Genomic DNA, 22183 nt, shown 5'->3' with positions numbered 1-22183 from the left:
TCCCGTACGGCCCCCCTGACCTGCGCAGGGGGGCCGTGCACTTCGCACTTCCGGAAGGAAAGCCATGGCCATGGACGCCATCTCCGTCATCCGCACCAAGCGGGACCGCGGCGAGCTGACCGACGAGCAGATCGACTGGGTCATCGACGCGTACACCCGCGGCGAGGTCGCCGACTACCAGATGGCCGCCCTCAACATGGCGATCCTGCTCAACGGCATGAACCGCCGTGAGATCTCCCGCTGGACCGCGGCCATGATCGCCTCCGGCGAGCGCATGGACTTCTCCTCGCTGTCCCGCCCGACGGCGGACAAGCACTCCACGGGCGGCGTCGGCGACAAGATCACGCTCCCGCTCGCGCCCCTCGTCGCGGCCTGCGGAGCGGCCGTCCCCCAGCTCTCGGGCCGCGGCCTCGGCCACACCGGCGGCACCCTGGACAAGCTGGAGTCGATCCCGGGCTGGCGCGCGCTGCTCTCCAACGAGGAGATGCTGCACGTCCTCGACACCACCGGCGCGGTCATCTGCGCGGCGGGCGACGGCCTGGCCCCCGCCGACAAGAAGCTGTACGCCCTGCGTGACGTCACCGGCACGGTCGAGGCGATCCCCCTCATCGCCTCCTCGATCATGTCGAAGAAGATCGCCGAGGGCACCGGCTCCCTGGTCCTGGACGTGAAGGTCGGCTCGGGCGCCTTCATGAAGACGATCGAGGACGCGCGGGAGCTGGCGTCCACGATGGTGGGCCTCGGCACCGACCACGGCGTGAAGACGGTCGCCCTCCTGACCGACATGTCCACCCCCCTCGGCCTCACCGCGGGCAACGCCCTGGAGGTCCGCGAGTCGGTCGAGGTCCTGGCGGGCGGCGGCCCGGCGGACGTCGTCGAGCTGACGATCGCGCTCGCCCGCGAAATGCTCGACGCCGCCGGCGTGAAGGACGCGGACCCGGCCAAGGCCCTGGCCGACGGCTCGGCGATGGACGTCTGGCGCCGGATGATCGCGGCCCAGGGCGGCGACCCGGACGCCGCGCTCCCCACGTCGAAGGAACAGCACGTCATCAAGGCGCCGTCGTCCGGCGTCCTGACCCGCCTCGACGCCTACGACATCGGCGTCGGCGCCTGGCGCCTGGGCGCGGGCCGCGCCCGCAAGGAGGACCCGGTGCAGGCGGGGGCGGGCATCGAGATGCACGCCAAGCCGGGCGACACGGTGACCGAGGGCCAGCCCCTGCTGACCCTGCACACGGACACCCCGGAGCGCTTCGAGTACGCGCTCCAGGCGGTGGAGGGCTCGTACGACATCGCGGCGGCGGGGACGGACTTCACGGCGTCGCCGGTGGTGCTGGAGCGTATCGCCTGACCTGCGGTTTCCCCTTTCGGGTGAACGGGATCGGTGGACCTCCGCCGGTCCCGTTCGGCGTATCACCCCAACACCGCCGCCACCCCCACCAACACCGGCACCGACACCACCGTCGACAACAGGATCGACTCCCGGGCCAACGACTCGGCCACCCGATAGCGGCTCGCGTACGTGAACAGGTTCTGCGCGGCCGGCAGCGCCGACGTCACCACCACGTCCAGCAGCGGCGCGCCGTGCAGCCCGAAGACGCCACTCGCCAGCGCCCACGCCACCGCCGGCTGCCCCACCGACTTCAACGCCACCGACAGCAGGACCAGTTGACGGTCCCGCCCCCGGCCGGGGGCCGCGCTGCCGTGCAGGGACATGCCGAAGGCCAGCAGGGCCGCCGGGACGGACATGTTGCCGATCAGGGTCAGGGGGTCCATGACCGGGCCGGGGATCGTCCAGCCCGCCGCCGAGACCAGGACTCCCGACAACGAGCCGACCGCTATCGGATTGCGCAACGGCGTCAGCAGGCGGCGCCACACCGTGCCCTTCTCGCCCATCCCCGACAGGTCCAGGATCGTCAGCGCGACCGGGGTCACCAGCACGACCTGGAACAGCAGCACCGGTGCCACCAGGGACGCGTCGCCCAGGACGTACGCGGCGATCGGGATGCCGAGGTTGCCCGAGTTGACGTAGCCGGAGCACAGGGCGCCGATGGTGGTGCGGCCCACGCCCCAGCGGCGCAGCGCGCCGACCGCCACGAAGACCCCGGAGACCGCGGCTGTGCTCAGGGCCGTCACCAGGAGCCGGGCCGAGAACAGCACCGACAGGTCGGCCCTGGCCAAGGTCGTGAAGAGGAGCGCCGGGCCCGCCACGCTGAAGGCCAGCCGCGTCAGCACCTCGCCGCCCCGCTCGCCGAGCGAGCCGCGCCGCCCGAGCACATAGCCCACCCCGATGACGACCGCGATCACCGCGAACCCGCTCAGCACCCCCTGCACGGAGCCCACCCTCCGGCGGAGTGGGGGAGCGGGTCAATGTGATCTACGCCCGGGGTGCGGGCTGCGGGCTATCGCGATGAGTTACGGCCGTCCCGCAGGTCTACCGCACGTGGACGCGAAGACACCCGCCGTGCTCGTGCTGGCCGGCCCCGTCACCAGGGACGAGGTGCCGGGGCTGTGTGACGACGTGCGCGGGCTGCTGGAGGGCAGCGGGGCCGCAGTCGTCGTGTGTGACGTGGGTGGGCTGGGTCCCCCGGGGCTCGGGACCGTCGAGCTGCTGGCGCGGCTGGAGCTGGCCGCCCGCCGGGCGGGCGGGCGAATACGGCTGCGCGACCCCGCCCCCGCGCTACACGTCCTCCTGGATCTGGTCGGGCTCCGCTTCCAGATGGAGGGGCAGGCCGAAGAGAGGGAACCACCGCTGGGTGTCGAGGAAGAAGTGGAACCCGGTCAGCCGGCCGTCTGATATCTCCAGGACCTGGATCGACCACGGGGTGAAGCCGCCCGCCTCCGGGTCCGGCTTGTACTGGGCGAAGCCGGGCAGCCCGTTGACCTGCACGGGCAGCAGGCGGGAGCCGGCGCAGGCGGCGCCCAGGGTGGTCATGAAGCCGGTGATGTCGTCGTGGCCGGTCAGCCACAGGTCGAACGGCGGCATCGTCATGATGGCGTCCTCGTGCAGCAACGCCGTGAGCGCCGTCATGTCGTAGCCCTCGAAGGCCTTCACATAGCGCTCCAGGAGCTTCTGCTGCTCCTCGTCGAGCGGGTTGGAGACCGCCGCGTCGGCGCCCGCCCGCTCCCGCTCGGCGAGCGTCGCCCGGGCCCGCTGCAGCGCGCTGTTGACCGAGGCGACCGTGGTGTCCAGCAGCTCGGCGACCTCGCTCGCCTTCCAGGCCAGCACCTCGCGCAGGATCAGCACCGCCCGCTGCTTGGACGGCAGTTGCTGCAGGGCCGCCATGAACGCCAGCCGGATCGACTCCTTGGCGACGGCCGCCTCCGCAGGATCCTCGACCGTCGGCAGCACGCGCGCGTCCGGCACCGGCTCCAGCCAGGTGTTGTCCGGGCGAGGGGCGAGGGCGGCCTGCGCGAGGGGCGTCGAGTCGGTGAGGTCCATCGGGCGGGCCCGCTTGTTCCCGGCCGTCAGCATGTCCAGGCACACGTTCGTCGCGATCCGGTACAGCCACGAACGCAGGCTGGAACGGCCCTCGAACTTGTCGTAGCTCCGCCAGGCCCGCACCAGGGTGTCCTGCACCGCGTCCTCGGCCTCGAAGGAGGAGCCGAGCATGCGGTAGCAATACCCGGTCAGCTCGGTCCGGTGCTTCTCCAGTGCGACGTCCAGGTCCACCGTCGCCGTGCTGTCGCCCATCGTCCACCCACCCCTGTGGCTTCTGTTCACGCGCCTTCGCGCCCCAGCACTCCGGAAGCTACCGCAGCCCACTGACAATGGCCCCCCGAGCGCGCAAAGGCCCAGCTCAGACCAGTTGCTTCACGGACATGAGCAGATGCTGATGCCCACCGTCGCCCAGCAGCACCCGCTGCCCCGACCCCAGCAGCTCCAGCCGCAGCGCGGGCCCCTCGAAGGAGTTCAGCGCGTCGACCAGGTACGCCGGGTTGAAGGCCACGGCGACCTCCCCGGCTCCGCGCAGCACGGCGGGCAGCCGCTGCGCCGCCACGTCGTCCCCGAACCCGGCCCGCACCATCACGGACCCGTCCTCGCCGGAGAACTCCAGCCGCACCGGACTGTTCGCCTCCGCCACCACCGCCACCCTCCGCACCGCCTCCGCCAGCGCCCCGCACTCCACCTCGGCGACCGCCGCCCCGGCCAGCTCGAACAGCGAGCCGTACCCCGGCAGCCGCCCCTCCAGCCGCCGCAGGACCGTCCGCGTCCGCCCGCCCTCGAACCCGACCATGCCCCCACCGGCCCCCTCGGCCGGATCGAGCCCGATGCTCACGGTCCCGCAGCGGGCCAGCGACCGCGCCAGCTCCAGCAGCCGCCGCGCGGGCAGCAGCGCCTCCACCGCCGCCCCGGCCGCTCCCGCCTCCGGTTTCCACTCCAGCCGCCGCACGGCATACCGGTACCGGTCGGACGCCGACAGGGCCATCTCCTCGCCGTCGAGCCGCAGTCGGATCCCGGTGAGCACCGGCAGTGTGTCGTCCCGGCCCGCCGCCACGGCCACCTGTCCGACAGCCGTCGCGAACGCGGCCGCGTCCACACCGCCGTACACCGGGGGCGCCTCGGGAAGCGCCGGATACTCCTCGTAGGGCAGTGTCGACAGCCCGAACCGGGCGCCGCCCGCCTCCACCGTGAACCGCGAGCCCTCCAGCACACAGCTCACCGGCCCCTCCGGCAGCACCCGGCAGATGTCCAGCAGCCTGCGCCCCAGGACCAGCACCCGCCCCTCGGCCACCGTCTCGGCGTCCGTCTCGACCCGCGCGGCCGTCTCGAAGTCGAACCCCGACACCGCCAGCCGCCCCGGCCCGGCCATCAGCGACAGGCCGCCCAGCACCGGCACGGGTGTCCGCGCCGGCAACGCCCGTGCCGCCCACGAGACCGCTTCGTTGAGATCCGCGCGTGCGATCCGGAACTCCATACGGCAATCCCCCTGCTCATCCGTCCAGTTGACCCGCGGAAGGTATCCGCGGCCACTGACAACGGGCTGTGAGCAGGGGGAATGCGAGGAGCGAAGGTCAGTGCGCCGCCGCCACCGGCGCCCGCCGGGCCGCCACCCGGGCCGCCCGGGAGCCGAGGACCGTGATCGTCACGACGCCGAGGACCGCGAGGATGCCCACGGTGACCGTGCCGGCCCAGCCGTCCGCGTGGAAGGCCATCGCGCCGATCGTGCTGCCGGCGCTGGAGCCGACGTAGTACGCGGACTGGTAGAGGGCCGAGGCCTGGGCGCGGCCGTGGGTGGCCGTCTTGCTGACCGCCGAGGAGGCGACCGCGTGGCCCGCGAAGAAGCCCGCGGTGATCAGGACCAGGCCCAGCAGGACCAGGGGCAGGGAGTCGGCCAGGGAGAGCAGCAGGCCCGTCGCCGTCGTACCGCCCGCCAGGTACAGCGCGCCCCGGCGGCCGAGGCGGCCCACCAGGCGGCCCGCGGTCGACGCCGACACCGTACCCACCAGGTACACCAGGAAGATCGAGCCGACGATGCCCTGCGGGAGGGAGAAGGGGGCCTCGGTCAGGCGGTAGCCGATCACCGTGTACACACCGCCGAACACCGTCATGAACAGTGCGCCGATCGCGTACAGGCGGCGCAGCAGCGGGTCGGAGAGGTGGTCGCGGACCGTGCCGAGCAGGACGCGGGGGCGCAGCGAGCCGGCCTTGAAGTGCCGCGGTGCCGGCAGCAGCAGCCGGAACGCCACCGCGCAGGCCACCGCGATCGCGCCGATCACCCCGACGGCCACCCGCCAGCCCCACTCCTGCGCGACCCAGCCGGTGATCACCCGGCCGCTCATCCCGCCGACGCTGTTGCCCGCCACGAACAGCCCGATCGCCGTGACCAGCGCCTTCGGGCGGACCTCTTCGGCCAGGTACGCCGTCGCAGAGGCCGGCAGACCGGCCAGCGCCGCGCCCTGCACCGCGCGCAGCACCACCAGGGCCCCGATGGAGGGCGCGAAGGGGACCAGCAGACCGACGCTCACCGCGACCGCCAGCGAGGCCGTCATCACCGTACGGCGGCCGAAGCGCTCCGACAGGGCGCTCATCGGCAGCACGAACAGCGCCAGACCGCCGGTCGCGGCCGCCACCGTCCAGCTCGCCTCGTTCGCCGCGACCCCGAACTCCCCGGAGATCAGCGGCAGCAGGGCCTGCGTGGAGTAGAGGAGGGCGAAGGTCGCGACTCCGGCGAGGAAGAGGGCGAAGCTCATCCGGCGGTAGCCGGGGCCGCCCGGCGCCATGCGGGAGTCGGACGCGGAGTCGGAGGAACGGACGGGCTGGGCGGCGTCCACGCTGGTGGACGCCCCGGTACTGGCGGGAGACATGCCTCGAAGCTACGTACGATCCCGCTCATCCGTCCAATGCATGGATTGGCCATAATCGTTCCCATGGTGCATCAGCAAAGCTCACAGGCCCGCCTGTCACCGTCCAGTGACACAGAAGACATGGCGCTGTTGCTGGCGCCCCGCCTCGCGTACTTCGCCGGCGTCGCCCGCACCGAGCACGTCACCCGGGCCGCCCACGAGATGAACGTCCCCCAGTCGACCCTCTCGCGCGCGATGGCCCGCCTGGAGCAGGACCTGGGTGTCGACCTGTTCGCCCGCCACGGCCGTACGGTTTCCCTCACCACCGCCGGCCGCACCTTCCTCGCCTCCGTCGAACGTGCCCTCGCCGAGGTCGAGCGCGCCGCCGAGGAGGTCCGCGCCGACGCCGACCCGGCCACCGGCAAGGTCGCCTTCGGCTTCCTGCACACCATGGGCGCCGAGACCGTACCCGGCCTGCTGCACGCCTTCCGCGCCGACCACCCGCGCATCCGCTTCAGTCTCGTCCAGAACTACGGCGAGGCCATGCTGGAGCGGCTGCGCGCGGGAGAGCTGGACCTCTGCCTCACCTCTCCGGTCCCCGACGCACCCGACCTCGTGGCCCGCCGCCTGGACGAACAGAAGCTGCGTCTCGTCGTCCCGGCCGACCACCGCCTCGCCGCCCGCCGCCGCATCCGCCTGGCCGAGGCCGCCGACGAAACCTTCGTCACCCTGGAACCGGGTTACGGCCTGCGCCGCATCACCGACGACCTCTGCACCCAGGCGGGCTTCCGCCCCAGGGTGGCCTTCGAGGGCGAGGAGGCGGAAACCCTACGGGGCCTGGTGGCGGCGGGCCTGGGAGTCGCCCTCCTGCCTCCCCCGACCGTCCCCAGACCGGGCGTCGTGGAACTGACGGTGACAGCCCCCAAGGCGGCCCGCGAAATCGGCGTCGCCTGGCTGGCCGACCGCCCGGACACCCCACCCGTGGCCGCCTTCAAGAAGTTCTTGCTTTCCAGAAGAGGGAACCTGCTCCCCACCTAGGGGCGCGGGGAACCGCGCGATCAACCACAACGCACCCGCACCCCGACAACCACCGACACCCAACGGCGCTACCGCCTCAACGACCTACCGAACCCCGCAGCCAACGGCATCCTCAAACCGATAGGCGGCGGAGCAGCCAACGCATCCTCCACAGGCCGAGACACCGAACACCCGAACAACGCCCCCATCACGAAGTCCACCGCAAGCGACAGCACTTCATCCCGGTGCTGATGCAACCCATGGCCGTCGGAGTGCACTTCGAACCGGCACACATCCCGGTTCACCTTCTTCGCCCGAGCCGCCAGCCGGAACGACAGCTCGGGATCGGTCCGTTCGTCGTTCGTGCCGTGCACGATCAGCACCCGCCGTCCCACCAGCTGCTTCACCGGCTCGGCGGCCGCGGCCACGTCCTCCTCCGGCAGCCAGGGGGCAAGCGCGATCACCGAGTTCACCGCCTCGTGCCCGCCCGCCCGCAGCGCAGCCCGTCCGCCCATGTCGAGTCCGACGAGACACACGGGAACGTCCCCGTACCGCCGTACGACCTCATCTGCGGCCCACTCCGCGTCCCCCGCGAGATGCGCCTCGCTGCCGTTCCAGCCCCGGTAGCGGTAGTGGACGGTATGGACAGCCAGCCCCTCCGCGCGGCCCGCGCGGGCGAACCTGCGGCCGAGGGAGCGGACGAAGGCCGTCGCCTGGATGAGCGACGGCCTGCGGGCGGAGACCTCCTCGCCCCCGGGGAGCAGCAGCACCGCTCCGCTCACTGTCGTCGGCTCCGGGCCGACTGCCTTTGCCAGCCTGGCCGTTCGGACCGGCGTCGCTTGCTGTCCCATGACAGAACAGTGTCAGAAGGCTCGGTGTACGAAACCCGTCCGTGCGGTCACCGTTAAATATCGACGGAAAAGTACATGCCGTACAGCGGCTCTCTACGCGCGTAGGCGTTACAGTGCGGCAATGACGAGCCAGACTGCACCGACTGGGACCGTCCCGACGCACGTCCCGACGCCGGACCAGATCCGCCGGGCCCCCAAGGTTCTGCTGCACGATCATCTCGACGGCGGGCTCCGCCCCGGAACCGTCGTCGAACTCGCCCAGGAGGCGGGCTACTCCCAGCTCCCCGAGACCGACCCCGACAAGCTGGGCATCTGGTTCCGCGAAGCGGCCGATTCCGGCTCGTTGGAACGGTATCTGGAGACCTTCTCGCACACCGTCGGTGTGATGCAGACCCGGGAGGCGCTCGTCCGCGTCGCCCGGGAGTGCGCCGAGGACCTCGCCGAGGACGGGGTCGTCTACGCGGAGGTGCGGTACGCGCCCGAGCAGCACCTGGAGGCCGGGCTGAGCCTCGAAGAGGTCGTCGAGGCGGTCAACGAGGGCTTCCGGCAGGGCGAGCGGCTCGCCCGGCAGAACGGCCACCGCATCCGGGTCGGCGCCCTGCTGACCGCCATGCGGCACGCCGCCCGCGCCCTGGAGATCGCCGAACTCGCCAACCGCTACCGGGATCTGGGCGTGGTCGGCTTCGACATCGCCGGCGCCGAGGCCGGCTACCCGCCCACCCGGCACCTGGACGCGTTCGAGTACCTCAAGCGCGAGAACAACCACTTCACCATCCACGCCGGTGAGGCCTTCGGGCTGCCGTCCATCTGGCAGGCGCTGCAGTGGTGCGGTGCGGACCGGCTCGGGCACGGGGTGCGGATCATCGACGACATCGAGGTCCGCGAGGACGGCTCGGTGCGGCTCGGGCGGCTGGCGTCGTACGTCCGTGACAAGCGCATCCCGCTGGAGATGTGCCCCAGCTCCAACCTGCAGACCGGGGCGGCCTCTTCCTACGCCGAGCACCCGATCGGGCTGCTGCGGCGGCTGCACTTCCGGGCGACGGTCAACACCGACAACCGGCTGATGTCGCACACCAGCATGAGCCGGGAATTCGAGCATCTCGTCGAGGCGTTCGGTTATACGCTCGACGACCTGGCATGGTTCTCCGTCAATGCGATGAAATCAGCGTTCATTCCTTTCGATGAACGACTCGCGATGATCAATGACGTGGTCAAGCCCGGATATGCAGAACTGAAATCCGAGTGGCTGTTCCAGCAGACCGCCTCCACCAGCGGTTCTTCCGGTTCCGAGGGGTAGCGGCGGGGCGACCGGCGGCACGGAATGCGGACGGGCTTTCACAAGTCGTCCGTATTTCGGTGTTTGCGGCGGGCGGTCCGGCATGTTTACGGTCGTGGACCGCTCAGATCGTTTGTGATCTCCCGTCTCCGGATTCAAGGACGCATTCACCATGAAGCAGTCTGCTGCCAAGACCCTCGGTGTCGCCGCCCTCGGTGCCGCTTTCGCCGCCGTCGGCGCGGGCGCCGCCAACGCGGCCCCGGCCGTCCCGGACGCGACGCAGGCCCTGGACACCGTCACCAAGACGCTGCCCGCCGAGAACGTCGGCAAGGCGCTGCCGGGCGCCGGTGAGGCGCTCGCCCAGGGGCAGGGTGCCCTCGGTGCCGGCCTGGCCGCCGCGCAGCCGACCGTCGAGAGGGTCCTCGCCGACGGGCCCGCCGCGCCGGTCGCCGGGCTGCTCGGCGGACTGCCGGTGCAGGGCCTGCCCACGCACGGCCTGCCGGTGAACGGCATCCCGCTCGGCTGACACCGCCACGCGTACGACGCCGCTGGGGCGCCCCGGAGCAGTCCGGAGCGCCCCAGCGGCGTTCGCGTGCCCGGACTCACCAGGCGGTGGCCTTGGCCTTGTCCTCCGCCGGCAGCAGGATCCACAGCGCTATGTAGAGCAGGAACTGGGGGCCGGGGAGCAGACAGGACAGCAGGAAGATCACCCGCATCGTCGTCGCGGAGGTGCCGAAGCGCCGCGCCAGCGCGGCACACACTCCGCCGATCATGCGGCCGTGGGTGGGACGGGCGAGGCTGGACATCTGCGGCTCCTCGGTGAGCGTCGGGTGAGGCTCTCCGGTCGATCGCCTCAACTGTCTTCCACACTACGGAGACGAACGGGACGAAGCGTCGCTCTACGGGGCGATCCCGACCCTGGGAATCGTCGGGGTCCGACCCTGAGGGACGTCCTCCTGGACGGTGACCTGCTCCGCCTCGCGGGGTCCACGCTCGTCCCGGCGCCGCAGCCAGGCCCGGCCCGCGGGCACCACCGCCAGGTGGGCCAGGATCACGCCCACGGTGTTCAGCAGCAGCGAGTCGACGTCCACGACCCTGCCGGGCACCCCCGTCTGCAGCAGGGCGATGCCCAGCGAGATCAGGGCACCCGTGGCCGTCGTGCGGACCAGGGAGGTGAGCGGGGAGACGTCGAGGCGGCCGGCCATCGGCAGCAGCACGCCCAGCGGAGCGAGCAGGGCCAGCCCCTCGCCGAGGGGTCTGGCGGCCCCGGGCCAGCCCAGCGCCAGGTCGGCCCGGATGCCGGCCAGCGGGCGCAGGTTGGCGGGCATCACCCAGGGGACGTCCAGGGGACGCAGCATCAGCCAGGCGACGAGCCCGAGGTGTGCGACGAGGAGGACACCCCCTGTCACACGGATGCGGATCGCGGCGCTGCCGCCGATGGAGCCTTGACGCTGCACGACCCCCTAGACGCACCCCTGTGCACGATCGGTTCCGCATCCGTCACGCGGATGTACATGAGGCGTCCGCCACACCCGCCCGCCTGCGGCCGCTCAGCCCGCCGTGACCTCGCCGGACGGCGGCTCGGTCGTACCCGGGCGGTTGCGGACGTCGTCGGTGCACTCGTAGCGGCGCAGCGGGGCGGTGCCCGGGCCGCCCAGGATGACCGAGCCGTCGCCCTCGGTCGCCGCCGAGTCGGACAGCGTGCACACGACCTGGGCGAGGGCGTAGGAGGTGAGCTTCTCCGGTGCGGTGCTCAGCCGGAGCGCGTCCTCCGGGTCCTTGCGGCCGGGCCCGGTCACGCTCAGGCCGCCCGGCACGTACGTCGTGTAGCCAGCCGCCTTCTGCCCGGCCGACGGGGACGCGGCGAGCTGGTCCAGCAGACCCTGCGCCACGATCACCCGGCGCCGCTCGTCCGGCGTGCCCTCCGGGACCCTGACGGTCCGGTCGACGGCGGCCAGGGACGAGCCGCACAGCAGGAAGACCTGCACGGGCACCCCCTGCGAGGACTGCGTCGACACGCCGGGCCCGGACGGTGTGCACGGCACCCGGGAGGGCGCCCCGCCGAAGTCCGTCGGCACCTCGGTGGGCCGGATCCCGCACCCGCTGAGGAGCGCGGCGAGGAGGGGCGCCGCCAGCAGGCCGCGTACGGTCCCTGGTCTCATGACCCCTCCTTCCCTGAGTTCCCGATCTCGTCGTTCTTGGTGCCCTCGCCGTTCTCCTCCGTCAGTTGTGAGGCGTCCCGCGGCAGCCGCAGCGTGAACACCGCACCCCCGTCGGGGGAGTTGGCGGCGGTGATCTCACCGCCGTGGATGTGGGCGTTCTCCAGGGCGATGGACAGGCCCAGGCCGCTGCCCTCCGAGCGCGGCCGGGAGGCGCTGGCCTTGTAGAAGCGGTCGAAGACGTGCGGCAGGACGTCCTCGGGGATGCCGGGCCCGTGGTCACGCACCGCGATGACCAGGTCCGCGCCCTCTTCATCGTCCATGCGCACCGACACCCGCACCGGAGACCCGCCGTGTTTGAGCGCGTTGCCGATCAGGTTGGCCAGGATGACGTCCAGGCGGCGCGGGTCGAGGCGGGCGTGGGTCCCGCGCTCGGCGTCCAGTTCCACGGCGTCCAGCCAGGCGCGGGCGTCGATGCAGGCGGTGATCTGGTCGGCGATGTCGACGTAGTCCAGGACCAGACGGGCGGTGCCCGCGTCGAAGCGGGTGACCTCCATCAGGTTCTCGACCAGGTCGTTCAGCCGCCGGGTCTCGCTGACCACCAGCCGTACGGCCGGTTCGACCATCGGGTCGATGCCCCCGGCCTCGGACTCCAGCTCCTCCTCCAGCACCTCCGTGACGGCGGTGATGGCGGTCAGCGGCGTCCGCAGCTCATGGGACATGTCGGCCACGAAGCGCCGGGACGCGTCGTCGCGCGCGGCCATGTCGGCCACCCGCTTCTCCAGCGCCTCGGCCGCGTTGTTGAACGTCCGGGACAGATCCGCGAGTTCGTCCGTGCCCGTCACCCTGAGCCGGGTGTCCAGCTTGCCCTCGCCGAGGCTCCGGGCGGCCACACCGAGGCGCTGCACCGGCTTCAGCACGGTCGTGGCGGCCGCCTGCGCGAGCAGCGCCGAGCCGATCAGGGCGAGGCCCGTCGCGATCCCCAGCGACCAGGCCAGCGAGTTGAGGTCCTTGGCCTCCGGCTCCAGCGACTTCGCCATGTAGCCCGTCGGGCCGCCGCCGATCAGCCGGGTACCGGCGACCAGGTACGGCGTGCCGTGCTCGTCGACCCGCTGCCAGTACAGGTGGTACGGCGACTTGTTGGCGTCGGTCACCTTCTGCTGCTTGTTGACCGCGGCCCGCAGCGACCTGGGCACGTCCTCCAGCGCGAAGCCGTTGATGCCGCCCGAGTTGCCGTACACCGTCTTGCCGCTCGGGTCCTGGGCGACCAGCAGCACGCTGAACCGCTGGCTGCTGCCGGCCATCTGGCCCGCCGCGTGCTGCAGTTCGTCCTGCGAGGGGTGCACCGGCAGCGCGCCCGCCCGGTTCTGCATCTCCTGCTGGAAGTCGCGCAGCACCGCGTCCTGGGCGCGGGTGAGCACGGCCTCCCGGTTCAGCCAGTACGCGATGCCCGACGCCGACACCGCGGCGGTGAGCGCGACCAGCCCGAAGACGACGACCAGGCGCAGCCTGAGGCTGGTGAACCGCAGCCGCGACAGGTTTCCCTTGCGCCCCGCGGTCCAGCCGCGCAGCCCCCCTTGCGTATCGGTCACTGAGGGGTGTCCAGGCGGTAGCCGACACCACGGACGGTACGGATCAGGGTCGGGGACGAGGGCACGTCCTCCACCTTGGCGCGCAGCCGCTGCACACACGCGTCCACCAGGCGCGAGTCGCCCAGGTAGTCGTGCTCCCACACCAGCCGCAGCAGCTGCTGGCGGGACAGCGCCTGACCGGGCCGCCGGCTCAGCTCCAGCAGCAGTCTCAGCTCGGTCGGCGTCAGCTGCAGGTCCTCGCCGTTCTTGGTCACGGTCATCGCGGAGCGGTCGATGACCAGGCTGCCGAAGGCTGCCGAGTCGCTGGACTCGCGCTCGCCGCGGCGCAGCACGGCCCGGATCCGGGCGTCCAGCACCCGGCCCTGCACCGGCTTCACGACATAGTCGTCGGCGCCGGACTCCAGCCCCACGACCACGTCGATGTCGTCGTTGCGGGCGGTCAGCAGGATGATCGGCAGCTGGTCGGTGCGCCGGATGCGCCGGCACACCTCGAATCCGTCGATGCCGGGCAGCATCACATCCAGCACGATCAGATCCGGCCGCTGCTCGCGCAGCAGCTTCAGACCGTCCTCACCGCTGGCAGCGGTGGCCACCCGGTGACCCTGGCGCGTCAGGGAGAGCTCCAGGGCCGTGCGGATGGCGTCGTCGTCCTCGATCAGCAACAGGGAAGGCACGGGCTCATTCTGGCCCATGGACGGGCTCTCGTACGACCTGTCGACGCCGGGTCCTCCCTACCGCCACCTCCTGTGCGCGCTCTGTGACGGTCCTGGGCCGGACCCCTGTGACAGGTCTGTGACAGTCGGCGGACACGGCCATGAAGGTCCCTCGGCAAGCTTTTCGGCACAGGCAAGGAAGCAACGCCGAGCAAGTCGAACACCGGAAGTCCACGACGGGGAGCGCGAGATGAACACGCTGCACAGCATCAGCACCAGCGCAGTTGTCACGCGTCTGCACGACGTGCACCGGGGTTCCGAGAAGTCCGGCGCCGTGAGCGGGCGGGGGTGCGCTCGCGGCGCCGGGCGTCAGCACACCGGTTACATGACGGTGGTTGACGCGTACACGGGGGAAACGCACGGGGGATCCGCGTACAGGGAGGACTCGGGGGAGCGCCGTTCGCTGACCGAGGCGGAGTTCACCGCCTACGTCCAGGAGCGCCGCGCCTCCCTGTACGCCACCGCCTACCACCTGACCGGTGACCGCTTCGAGGCCGAGGACCTGCTGCAGAGCGCGCTGTTCTCGACGTACAAGGCGTGGGACCGGATCAGCGACAAGGCGGCGGTCGGCGGCTATCTGCGCCGCACCATGACCAACCTGCACATCAGCGCCTGGCGGCGCCGCAAGCTCAACGAGTACCCGACCGAGGAACTGCCGGAGACGCCCGGCGAGACGGACGCGATGCGCGGCACCGAGCTGCGCGCGGTCCTGTGGCAGGCGCTGGCCCGGCTGCCCGAACTCCAGCGCACCATGCTGGTCCTGCGCTACTACGAGGGCCGCACGGACCCGGAGATCGCGGAGATCCTCGACATCAGTGTCGGCACGGTGAAGTCCAGCATCTGGCGGTCGCTCCGCCGGCTGCGCGAGGACGAGGTCCTCAGCTTCGGCCGTGACGAGGAGGACGCCTTCGGCGAGCTGGTCGCCTGAAGGTCAGGGGTCACTGGGGGGTGACCTCGGGGGAACACGGGGGAGCAACGGGGGACCACTGGGGGGTGGGCCCACGGGGGAACACGGGGGAGCACAGAGGAACGGGACTGGTGGGCCGGGGGGTCTGACCAGTCCCGTTTCGCGTTTTCGTACGGCCCTCAGACCGCGGTTGTGCTGCCGTGCCCGACGGCCCACTCCGCTGCCGTCAGCCGCCCCAGGGCCTCGTCCCGGTCGCACGGATACGCACCCAGGGACACCTGGCGGGCCACGATCGACCGCTCCGCGCGCATCAGCCGCCAGCCGCGGCGCAGCAGGAACGGCACCGACTTGCGGCCCTCCTTCAGATCGCGCAGGAAACGCCGGCGGAAGGTGGTGACCGGGCCGCGGGTCAGGCACAGCGCGTCCGCCAGCAGACCCAGGTCACGGCAGCGCTCCACGATCTCCGCGGCGAAGATGCCCTCCGCGATGAACAGCGGGGTGCGCCCGATGTGCAGCGCCTCCTCGCCGGTACGGGCGCTCAGCGCGATGTCGTACACCGGAACGGGCGTCGAGCCCGAGGCGCACAGCCGGGAGATGGCCTCGATCGCGACGTCCGCGTCCCAGGACTCCGGATGGTCCCAGTCGATGTCCGAACTCCCGTCCACCAGTGGCAGCGTCGGGTCGTCGCCCTCCTTGTAGAAGTCGTCGAGGCGCAGGACGGGGAGCCCGGAACGGGCGGCGACGAGTGACTTGCCCGAGCCCGAGGGGCCGCACAGCAGCACGACGCGGGCGGGGGACGGGTGATGAATGCTCACGGAACACCAGTTTGACGCATGGTGGGCCGCCTGCCGACCCCGCGGGTCGGCTTTTGAGCGTGAGCCTCACCTCAACTACCCTACGTACTGACCTCATTACCCTGCGCACCAGAAGGTGGCACCAGCGATGGCCCGACCCGCTTCCTCCCAGCACCCCACCGCGCAGCGCGCCCTGATCGCCCTCGCCACCGCCGGAGCGGCCCTGGGGGCGGGCGCGGCGACGGCGCACGCGGCCGCCGCCCCGGTCGTCGACGTGCCGTGGCGTCCCACCTCACTCGGCAACATCGACCCCAAGGCGGGCCTGACGGCCCTCACCGGCACGGTCGGCTACGTCACCGGCCCGGTCGCCGGCCTCAAGCCCAACCCGCTCGCCGGCACCGGTGTCGACCCGCTCGACAACGGCGTGGGCACCCAGCTCGCCGACTTCAAGCCGGTCGGCTCGCAGATGCTGACGGGCCCGGTCGCGGAGGCGCAGTCGCTCGGCGCGGTGCCGGGGGTGGGACTGGTGACCGGTCTGCTGGGCGGTGGTACGGGCGCCCCGCTGGGCTGAACCCCGGCGGACACGAGGAGAGCCGCGCCACCCCCGGACGGAGGGATGGCGCGGCTCTCCGGCTCTACGGGGCCGTCGGGTCGTCAGGCCGTCAGTACGACGAACCCGACGCGCCCAGTGACCCCGTCGGGTGCCAGACCGTCTTGGTCTCCAGGAACGTCGTCATGCGGTCGATGCCGGGAGTCGCCGACCAGTCGTCCACAGGCTGCGGACGAAGAACGCGCTTCAGGTTGTCGGCCGCGGCGATCTCCAGTTCCTTGGCCAGCACGTCGTCGGCGCCGGCCAGGTCGATCGCGTTGACGTCCTGGTGCGCGGCCAGCGGCGCCGCGATCTCCGCCGTACGGCCGGAGAGGACGTTGACCACGCCGCCGGGCAGGTCCGAGGTGGCCAGCACCTCGCCCAGCGACAGGGCGGGGAGCGGGGACTTCTCGCTCGCGATCACGATCGCCGTGTTGCCGGTCGCGATCACCGGGGCGATCACGGACACCAGGCCCAGGAAGGAGGACTCCTGGGGGGCGAGGACGGCCACGACGCCCGTCGGCTCCGGCGAGGAGAGGTTGAAGAACGGGCCCGCCACCGGGTTCCCGCCGCCCACGACCTGGGCGATCTTGTCGGTCCAGCCCGCGTACCAGACCCAGCGGTCGATCGCGGCGTCCACCTGGGCGGCGGCCTTCGACTTGGACAGGCCCTCCGCCTCGGCCACCTCGCGGACGAACTGCTCGCGGCGGCCCTCCAGCATCTCCGCGACGCGGTAGAGGATCTGGCCGCGGTTGTAGGCCGTGGCCCCCGACCAGCCGCCGACCGCCTTGCGGGCGGCCACGACCGCGTCACGGGCGTCCTTGCGGGAGGACTGGGGAGCGTTGGCCAGCCAGTTGCCCTTCGAGTCGGTCACCTCGTACACCCGGCCGCTCTCGGAACGCGGGAACTTCCCGCCGACGTACAGCTTGTAGGTCTTGAAAACGCTGAGCCGCTGCTGCTCGGACTTCTCGGACTTCTCGGTCTTCTCGGACTTCTCAGACATCGAGGTACGCCTCCAGGCCGTGGCGGCCGCCCTCGCGGCCGAAGCCCGACTCCTTGTAACCGCCGAACGGCGAGGTCGGGTCGAACTTGTTGAACGTGTTGGACCAGACGACGCCGGCGCGCAGCTTGTTCGCGACGGCCAGGATCCGGGAGCCCTTCTCGGTCCAGATGCCGGCGGAGAGGCCGTACTGGGTGTTGTTGGCCTTGGCGACGGCCTCGTCGGGCGTGCGGAAGGTGAGGACCGACAGCACCGGGCCGAAGATCTCGTCGCGGGCGACGGTGTGCGCCTGGGTGACGTTCGTGAACAGCGTCGGGGCGAACCAGTAGCCGGACGAGGGCAGTTCGCAGGCCGGGGACCAGCGCTCGGCGCCCTCGGCCTCGCCCTGCTCGACGAGCGAGGTGATCCGGGAGAGCTGCTCGGCGGAGTTGATCGCGCCGATGTCGGTGTTCTTGTCCAGCGGGTCGCCGAGGCGCAGGGTCGACAGGCGGCGCTTGAGGGAGTCCAGCAGCTCGTCCTGGATCGACTCCTGGACCAGGAGACGGCTGCCCGCGCAGCAGACCTGGCCCTGGTTGAAGAAGATGCCGTTCACGATGCCCTCGACGGCCTGGTCGATCGGGGCGTCGTCGAAGACGATGTTGGCGCCCTTGCCGCCCAGTTCGAGGGTGAGCTTCTTGCGGGTGCCGGCGACGGTCCGCGCGATCTCCTTGCCGACGGCCGTGGAGCCGGTGAAGGCGACCTTGTTCACGTCCGGGTGCGAGACGAGGGCGGCGCCCGTGTCGCCGTAGCCCGGAAGGATGTTGACGACACCCTTGGGCAGGCCCGCCTGGCGGCAGATGTCCGCGAAGAAGAGCGCCGAGAGGGGGGTGGTCTCGGCGGGCTTCAGCACCACCGTGTTGCCGGTCGCCAGCGCCGGGGCGATCTTCCACGCCAGCATGAGGAGGGGGAAGTTCCAGGGGATGACCTGGCCGGCCACGCCCAGCGGCTGCGGGTTCGCGCCGAAGCCCGCGTGGTCCAGCTTGTCGGCCCAGCCCGCGTAGTAGAAGAAGTGCGCGGCGACCAGCGGGAGGTCCGCGTCGCGGGTCTCCTTGATCGGCTTGCCGTTGTCCAGCGTCTCCAGGACGGCCAGCTCGCGGCTGCGCTCCTGGATGATGCGGGCGATGCGGAACAGGTACTTGGCGCGCTCGGAGCCCGGCAGCGCCGACCACTTCTCGAACGCCTTGCGGGCGGCCTTCACCGCGCGGTCGACGTCCGCCTCGCCCGCCTGGGCGACCTCGGAGAGGACCTCCTCGGTGGACGGGCTGACCGTCTTGAAGACCTTGCCGTCGGCCGCCTCGGTGAACTCGCCGTCGATGAAGAGGCCGTAGGAGGGGGCGATGTCGACGACGGAGCGGGACTCGGGCGCCGGTGCGTACTCGAATGCGGATGCCATGGTGATCAGTCCACCGTCACGTAGTCGGGGCCGGAGTAGCGGCCGGTGGCCAGCTTCTGACGCTGCATCAGCAGATCGTTCAGGAGCGAGGAGGCGCCGAAGCGGAACCAGTGGTTGTCCAGCCAGTCCTCGCCCGCGGTCTCGTTGACCAGGACCAGGAACTTGATGGCGTCCTTGGTGGTGCGGATGCCGCCCGCGGGCTTCACGCCGACCTGGATGCCGGTCTGGGCGCGGAAGTCGCGCACCGCCTCCAGCATGAGCAGGGTGTTGGCGGGGGTCGCGTTGACGGCGACCTTGCCGGTCGACGTCTTGATGAAGTCCGCGCCCGCCAGCATGCCCAGCCAGCTCGCCCGGCGGATGTTGTCGTACGTGGACAGCTCACCGGTCTCGAAGATGACCTTCAGCCGGGCGCTGGTCCCGCAGGCCTCCTTCACGGCGACGATCTCGTCGTACACCTTGAGGTACTTGCCCGCGAGGAACGCGCCCCGGTCGATGACCATGTCGATCTCGTCGGCGCCGGCGGCGACGGCGTCACGCACGTCGGCGAGCTTCACGTCGAGCGCGGCACGGCCGGCCGGGAAGGCGGTGGCCACCGAGGCGACCTTCACGCCGGAGCCGGCGACGGCCTCCTTGGCGACGGCCACCATGTCGGGGTAGACGCAGACGGCCGCCGTGGTCGGGGTCGTCCGGTCCGTCGGGTCGGGGTGGACCGCCTTGGCGCCGAGCGCCCGGACCTTGCCCGGGGTGTCCGCGCCTTCCAGCGTCGTCAGGTCGACCATCGAGATGGCGAGGTCGATGGCGTACGCCTTCGCGGTGGTCTTGATGGAACGGGTGCCGAGAGACGCGGCGCGCGCCTCCAGGCCGACCGCGTCGACGCCGGGCAGCCCGTGGAGGAAGCGGCGCAGCGTGCTGTCGGACGCGGTGACGTCAGCGAGAGCATGTGCTGTGGGTGCAGTGGTGGGCATGGTCACCAGACGAGCATATCTACGCGCGTAGCGGCTGTATAGCCCCGGGTGCTCATTGCCCGGCTGTTGATCACGGATGAGCGCAGGGCCGGGGGCGCATAGCGGCGGTTCTGTCGGCGTCGTGCAGAATCGGGAGCATGACGACCCCGGACCACCAGTCGGCCACCGCCAAGGACCTGACCTACCGCTCGCCCCTGGCGCTCATGGCCGGTGTGCTGCTGCTCGCGCTGGCCGCCTGGCTGGGCTTCGACGCGCTGGTCCACGGCGGCGGGCGCACCCCCTGGCTCGCACTCGCCACGCTGATCCTGGTCGTCCCGCTGGTGATCGCCTTCACCCTGCGGCCGGCGGTCTTCTCGGGCGAGGACCGGCTGCGGGTCCGCAACCCGTTCCGGGTGATCACCCTGCCCTGGGGTGAGGTCGCCTCCCTGCGCTCCGGCTACACCAACGAGGTCATCGACAACTCCGGCACCAAGTACCAGCTGTGGGCCATCCCCGTCTCGCTGCGCGCCCGCAAGAAGGCGGCGCGCCAGCAGAGCCGGGCGCAGGCGGCGGCCAAGGGCGAGGGGCGGTCCTCCGGCCCGGGACCCGGCTTCGGCATCTTCGGCGGCTTCGGCGGCCACGACGGGCCGACCCGTGCCGAGACCGACCAGATCATGGACGACCTGCGGACCGCCCAGGAGCGGCGCGGGCAGGCCAAGTCGGCGCAGGGCGAGGTGACCGTGCGCTGGGCCTACGAGGTGATCGCGCCCGTGGTCGCCGGAGCGGTGCTGCTTGCGGTGCTGCTGGCGACGGGGTGAGGGGAGCAGGTGCCGGGGGCTGACGCCGAGGTCACCACCCCCAGCCCGCTCACAGTCGTACGGGCCATGATCGGCTGCTTCTCCGCGTAACCGCCGGGGCCGCAACCTCCCGTGCCGTCCGACAGTCTGGAAGTCCATGAACACCAGCCCTGGGCAGCCCTTGCCGCTGCCCGAGTCCGCTCTGCCTGACGGGTGTCCCTCCTGGGACGGTGAGCGGGCGCGCCGGTGGATCGAGGCCCTGCCGCCGCGCTGGGTGCCCCGGCCCGCGAGGGCGCAGCACATCGGCCTCGGGCTGCTGGCCGCCGGGCTGGTCACCGGTGTGCTGACCTGGCCCGGCGACTGGCCCGGGTGGCTCGCCGCGCTGCTCGGGCTGCATCTGCTCTGGTCGGTCACGAGTCCGGAGATCGTGCGGGTCGTGGCGCCGGTGCCGGCGGCCGCCGTGCTGGTGTGGCCGCCCGCGTCGTCCTGGCCGCAGGCCGTGGCCGGTGTCCTCGCCCTGGCGGTGCTCTGGACGGCGGCGCTGCTGCGGCTGGCCGCGCGGGCGCGGCAGCGGGAGCGGGCCGCGGACGTGTCCGGCGGTGCGACCGCGCCGGTGCCGGATGCCGGGCCGGCCGTGGTGCGCGGGCGGTTCCAGGCCGGGTGCGGCGGGTTCTTCGTCGCCGTGGCGGTCGGGGTCGTCCTGCTCGTCGTACCCGGTGGCTTCGCGGCCGCGCTCTGCTGGACGGCGGCCGGGCTCGGCGGCACGCTGCTCGTCTCCGGGCTGCTGGGGCGGCGCCGGGCCGCGGCGCTGCGGGGCGGGCCGGTGCCCGTGCTGCGGGTGCTCGTGCGCGAGTCCGCCGACGTCGACACGGAGGTCTTCGCCGCCGACGACACGGGCGCCCTGCGTCCTCTGTTCGCCGTCGCCGTCACCGAGCTGGACCCGAAGGACGACGAGGACGACGAGGACGACGAGGACGAGGAGGAGTTGCTCGCGCGGCTGGAGCGCAAGGGGCCCGGGCCGTTGCGGGAGGCCGTGCTGTACGGGGTGCCGTACGACGGCGCCGAGATCGTGCTCGTGTCCGCCGCCGAGGAGCCGGGCGAGCCGCCGCTGCTGGAGCGGTCGGCCGGGCCGGTGCGGACGCTGTCCGACGGGACGCTACGGCGTCTGCTGGCGAGGGAGAGGCGAGCGGCGGCACGGCAGGCGGCGCGCGAGGCGGCGTACGAGGAGCGGCGCCAGGCCGTACGTGCCGCCGTCGCCCGGGAGACGCCCGCCGAGGCCCCGCAGGGCGTACGGCGCTGGCGGGCGGGCCTGCTCGACTGGCTCACCGGGCTGCTGCTGATGCTGTGGGGCTACTACGTCGTCTTCGGCGCGAGCGGCGCGTGGGACTCCCTGCTCGGCGCGGCCGTCTGGATCACCGGGATCCTGCGGCTGCCGCGCTGGTTCGCCTGGCGGATCACCGCCGACAGCGAGGGACTGTGGTTCAACGGGCTGCGCGGCATCCGGCACATCGCCTGGGACGACCTGAAGAAGGTCGAGTGCGGGGGCACCGACCTGACGCTGGGCAGCCGGCAGTCCTCCTTCACGGAGTGGTCGGCGCACGCCCCGCGCTGGCCGTGGTTCGAGCGCCGGTTCGGGCTGCTGCACCCGTACGAGCGGACGGCCGCCGAGATCACCGTGCTGTGGCGGGAGCCCGGGCTGCGCCCGACGGCGCGCGCCGCGGAGAGCCGCCGGGGACGCCCGCTGTGGCCGCTGGCGGTGGTGCTGGGCGTGGCGTGGACGGCGGCCCTCGTGTTCCTCCCGTAAGCCTCTGCGGAGGCCTCTGCCCG

Annotated in this window: 23 protein-coding genes; 9 read left to right on the top strand and 14 right to left on the bottom strand. The window is 72.0% G+C overall.

Features of this window, described 5'->3' with window-relative positions:
* Positions 1-70 precede the first annotated feature (70 nt).
* Positions 71-1348 (top strand): thymidine phosphorylase, encoded by a 1278-nt coding sequence (locus BEK98_RS06060; RefSeq protein ID WP_208643023.1) that lies wholly within the window; start codon positions 71-73, stop codon positions 1346-1348.
* A 62-nt stretch (positions 1349-1410) separates the two neighbouring features.
* On the opposite strand, the gene BEK98_RS06055 is transcribed toward BEK98_RS06060, so the two are convergent.
* The gene (locus tag BEK98_RS06055) at positions 1411-2331 is read right to left on the bottom strand and encodes an AEC family transporter (protein ID WP_094215733.1); all 921 of its coding nucleotides are present in this window, start codon (positions 2329-2331) and stop codon (positions 1411-1413) included.
* A gap of 76 nt (positions 2332-2407) precedes the next feature.
* On the opposite strand from BEK98_RS06055, the gene BEK98_RS06050 reads away from it, so the two are divergent.
* Positions 2408-2794: an STAS domain-containing protein gene (locus BEK98_RS06050; RefSeq protein ID WP_143684079.1), complete on the top strand. Its 387-nt coding sequence runs from the start codon at positions 2408-2410 to the stop codon at positions 2792-2794.
* On the opposite strand, the gene BEK98_RS06045 is transcribed toward BEK98_RS06050, so the two are convergent.
* The 3 genes from BEK98_RS06045 to BEK98_RS06035 form a co-directional block, all read right to left on the bottom strand.
* Positions 2678-3691: a sigma-70 family RNA polymerase sigma factor gene (locus BEK98_RS06045; protein WP_094215339.1), complete on the bottom strand. Its 1014-nt coding sequence runs from the start codon at positions 3689-3691 to the stop codon at positions 2678-2680. The two genes, BEK98_RS06050 and BEK98_RS06045, sit on opposite strands and share 117 nt — an antisense overlap.
* Before the next feature lie 106 nt (positions 3692-3797).
* Positions 3798-4916: a DNA polymerase III subunit beta gene (gene dnaN / locus BEK98_RS06040; RefSeq protein WP_094215338.1), complete on the bottom strand. Its 1119-nt coding sequence runs from the start codon at positions 4914-4916 to the stop codon at positions 3798-3800.
* Positions 4917-5013: 97 nt separating this feature from the next.
* The gene (locus BEK98_RS06035; protein ID WP_094215337.1) at positions 5014-6306 is read right to left on the bottom strand and encodes an MFS transporter; all 1293 of its coding nucleotides are present in this window, start codon (positions 6304-6306) and stop codon (positions 5014-5016) included.
* 63 nt (positions 6307-6369) lie between these two features.
* Between BEK98_RS06035 and BEK98_RS06030 the strand changes: the two genes are divergently transcribed.
* Positions 6370-7323, top strand: coding sequence for a LysR family transcriptional regulator (locus tag BEK98_RS06030; protein ID WP_094215336.1), 954 nt, complete (start codon positions 6370-6372; stop codon positions 7321-7323).
* Positions 7324-7391: 68 nt separating this feature from the next.
* Here BEK98_RS06030 and BEK98_RS06025 read toward each other — a convergent pair whose 3' ends face one another.
* Entirely contained in the window at positions 7392-8153 is a 762-nt protein-coding gene (locus BEK98_RS06025) for an alpha/beta hydrolase (RefSeq protein WP_094215335.1), read from the bottom strand.
* A 121-nt stretch (positions 8154-8274) separates the two neighbouring features.
* On the opposite strand from BEK98_RS06025, the gene BEK98_RS06020 reads away from it, so the two are divergent.
* Together BEK98_RS06020 and BEK98_RS06015 are read left to right on the top strand one after the other, a co-directional pair.
* The gene (locus BEK98_RS06020; protein ID WP_094215334.1) at positions 8275-9450 is read left to right on the top strand and encodes an adenosine deaminase; all 1176 of its coding nucleotides are present in this window, start codon (positions 8275-8277) and stop codon (positions 9448-9450) included.
* A 151-nt stretch (positions 9451-9601) separates the two neighbouring features.
* Entirely contained in the window at positions 9602-9955 is a 354-nt protein-coding gene (locus tag BEK98_RS06015; protein WP_094215333.1) for an ATP-binding protein, read from the top strand.
* 76 nt (positions 9956-10031) lie between these two features.
* Here BEK98_RS06015 and BEK98_RS06010 read toward each other — a convergent pair whose 3' ends face one another.
* The 5 genes from BEK98_RS06010 to afsQ1 form a co-directional block, all read right to left on the bottom strand.
* Positions 10032-10235, bottom strand: a complete 204-nt coding sequence (locus BEK98_RS06010) for a PspC domain-containing protein (protein ID WP_094215332.1) — start codon at positions 10233-10235, stop codon at positions 10032-10034.
* 93 nt (positions 10236-10328) lie between these two features.
* Positions 10329-10886, bottom strand: a complete 558-nt coding sequence (locus BEK98_RS06005) for a VanZ family protein (protein WP_094215331.1) — start codon at positions 10884-10886, stop codon at positions 10329-10331.
* A 93-nt stretch (positions 10887-10979) separates the two neighbouring features.
* Complete coding sequence (locus BEK98_RS06000) at positions 10980-11591, bottom strand: hypothetical protein (protein ID WP_094215330.1); 612 nt, start codon at positions 11589-11591, stop codon at positions 10980-10982.
* Positions 11588-13180, bottom strand: a complete 1593-nt coding sequence (locus tag BEK98_RS05995; RefSeq protein WP_094215329.1) for a sensor histidine kinase — start codon at positions 13178-13180, stop codon at positions 11588-11590. Before BEK98_RS05995 ends, BEK98_RS06000 begins: the two co-directional genes overlap by 4 nt.
* Positions 13177-13854, bottom strand: coding sequence for a two-component system response regulator AfsQ1 (gene afsQ1 / locus BEK98_RS05990; RefSeq protein ID WP_208643022.1), 678 nt, complete (start codon positions 13852-13854; stop codon positions 13177-13179). Before afsQ1 ends, BEK98_RS05995 begins: the two co-directional genes overlap by 4 nt.
* A 229-nt stretch (positions 13855-14083) precedes the next feature.
* Between afsQ1 and BEK98_RS05985 the strand changes: the two genes are divergently transcribed.
* The gene (locus BEK98_RS05985; RefSeq protein ID WP_094215327.1) at positions 14084-14821 is read left to right on the top strand and encodes a SigE family RNA polymerase sigma factor; all 738 of its coding nucleotides are present in this window, start codon (positions 14084-14086) and stop codon (positions 14819-14821) included.
* A 158-nt stretch (positions 14822-14979) separates the two neighbouring features.
* Here BEK98_RS05985 and BEK98_RS05980 read toward each other — a convergent pair whose 3' ends face one another.
* Positions 14980-15615, bottom strand: a complete 636-nt coding sequence (locus tag BEK98_RS05980; RefSeq protein WP_244201763.1) for a uridine kinase family protein — start codon at positions 15613-15615, stop codon at positions 14980-14982.
* Positions 15616-15742: 127 nt separating this feature from the next.
* On the opposite strand from BEK98_RS05980, the gene BEK98_RS05975 reads away from it, so the two are divergent.
* Entirely contained in the window at positions 15743-16165 is a 423-nt protein-coding gene (locus tag BEK98_RS05975; protein ID WP_094215325.1) for a hypothetical protein, read from the top strand.
* Between the two features lie 91 nt (positions 16166-16256).
* Here the strand turns inward: BEK98_RS05975 and BEK98_RS05970 are convergent, their stop codons facing one another.
* The 3 genes from BEK98_RS05970 to deoC are packed head-to-tail and all read right to left on the bottom strand — an operon-like array spanning position 16257 to position 19580.
* Positions 16257-17186, bottom strand: a complete 930-nt coding sequence (locus tag BEK98_RS05970) for an aldehyde dehydrogenase family protein (protein ID WP_094215324.1) — start codon at positions 17184-17186, stop codon at positions 16257-16259.
* A complete protein-coding gene (locus tag BEK98_RS05965; protein WP_094215323.1) occupies positions 17179-18615 on the bottom strand; it encodes an aldehyde dehydrogenase family protein in 1437 nt (478 codons plus the stop codon). The genes BEK98_RS05970 and BEK98_RS05965 overlap by 8 nt, the downstream gene beginning before the upstream one ends.
* Before the next feature lie 5 nt (positions 18616-18620).
* Positions 18621-19580 carry a deoxyribose-phosphate aldolase gene (gene deoC, locus BEK98_RS05960; RefSeq protein ID WP_094215322.1) on the bottom strand — a complete coding sequence of 320 codons (960 nt, stop codon included), beginning with the start codon at positions 19578-19580 and terminating at the stop codon, positions 18621-18623.
* A gap of 137 nt (positions 19581-19717) precedes the next feature.
* Between deoC and BEK98_RS05955 the strand changes: the two genes are divergently transcribed.
* Both BEK98_RS05955 and BEK98_RS05950 read left to right on the top strand, forming a co-directional pair.
* Positions 19718-20377: a PH domain-containing protein gene (locus BEK98_RS05955; RefSeq protein WP_094215321.1), complete on the top strand. Its 660-nt coding sequence runs from the start codon at positions 19718-19720 to the stop codon at positions 20375-20377.
* Positions 20378-20513: 136 nt separating this feature from the next.
* A complete protein-coding gene (locus tag BEK98_RS05950) occupies positions 20514-22160 on the top strand; it encodes a hypothetical protein (protein ID WP_094215320.1) in 1647 nt (548 codons plus the stop codon).
* Positions 22161-22183 lie beyond the last annotated feature (23 nt).

Origin of the sequence: Streptomyces diastatochromogenes, from assembly GCF_002242805.1 — a bacterium.
Taxonomy (GTDB): Bacteria; Actinomycetota; Actinomycetes; order Streptomycetales; family Streptomycetaceae; genus Streptomyces; species Streptomyces diastatochromogenes.
This window is presented reverse-complemented; position numbering and strand designations above follow the sequence as displayed.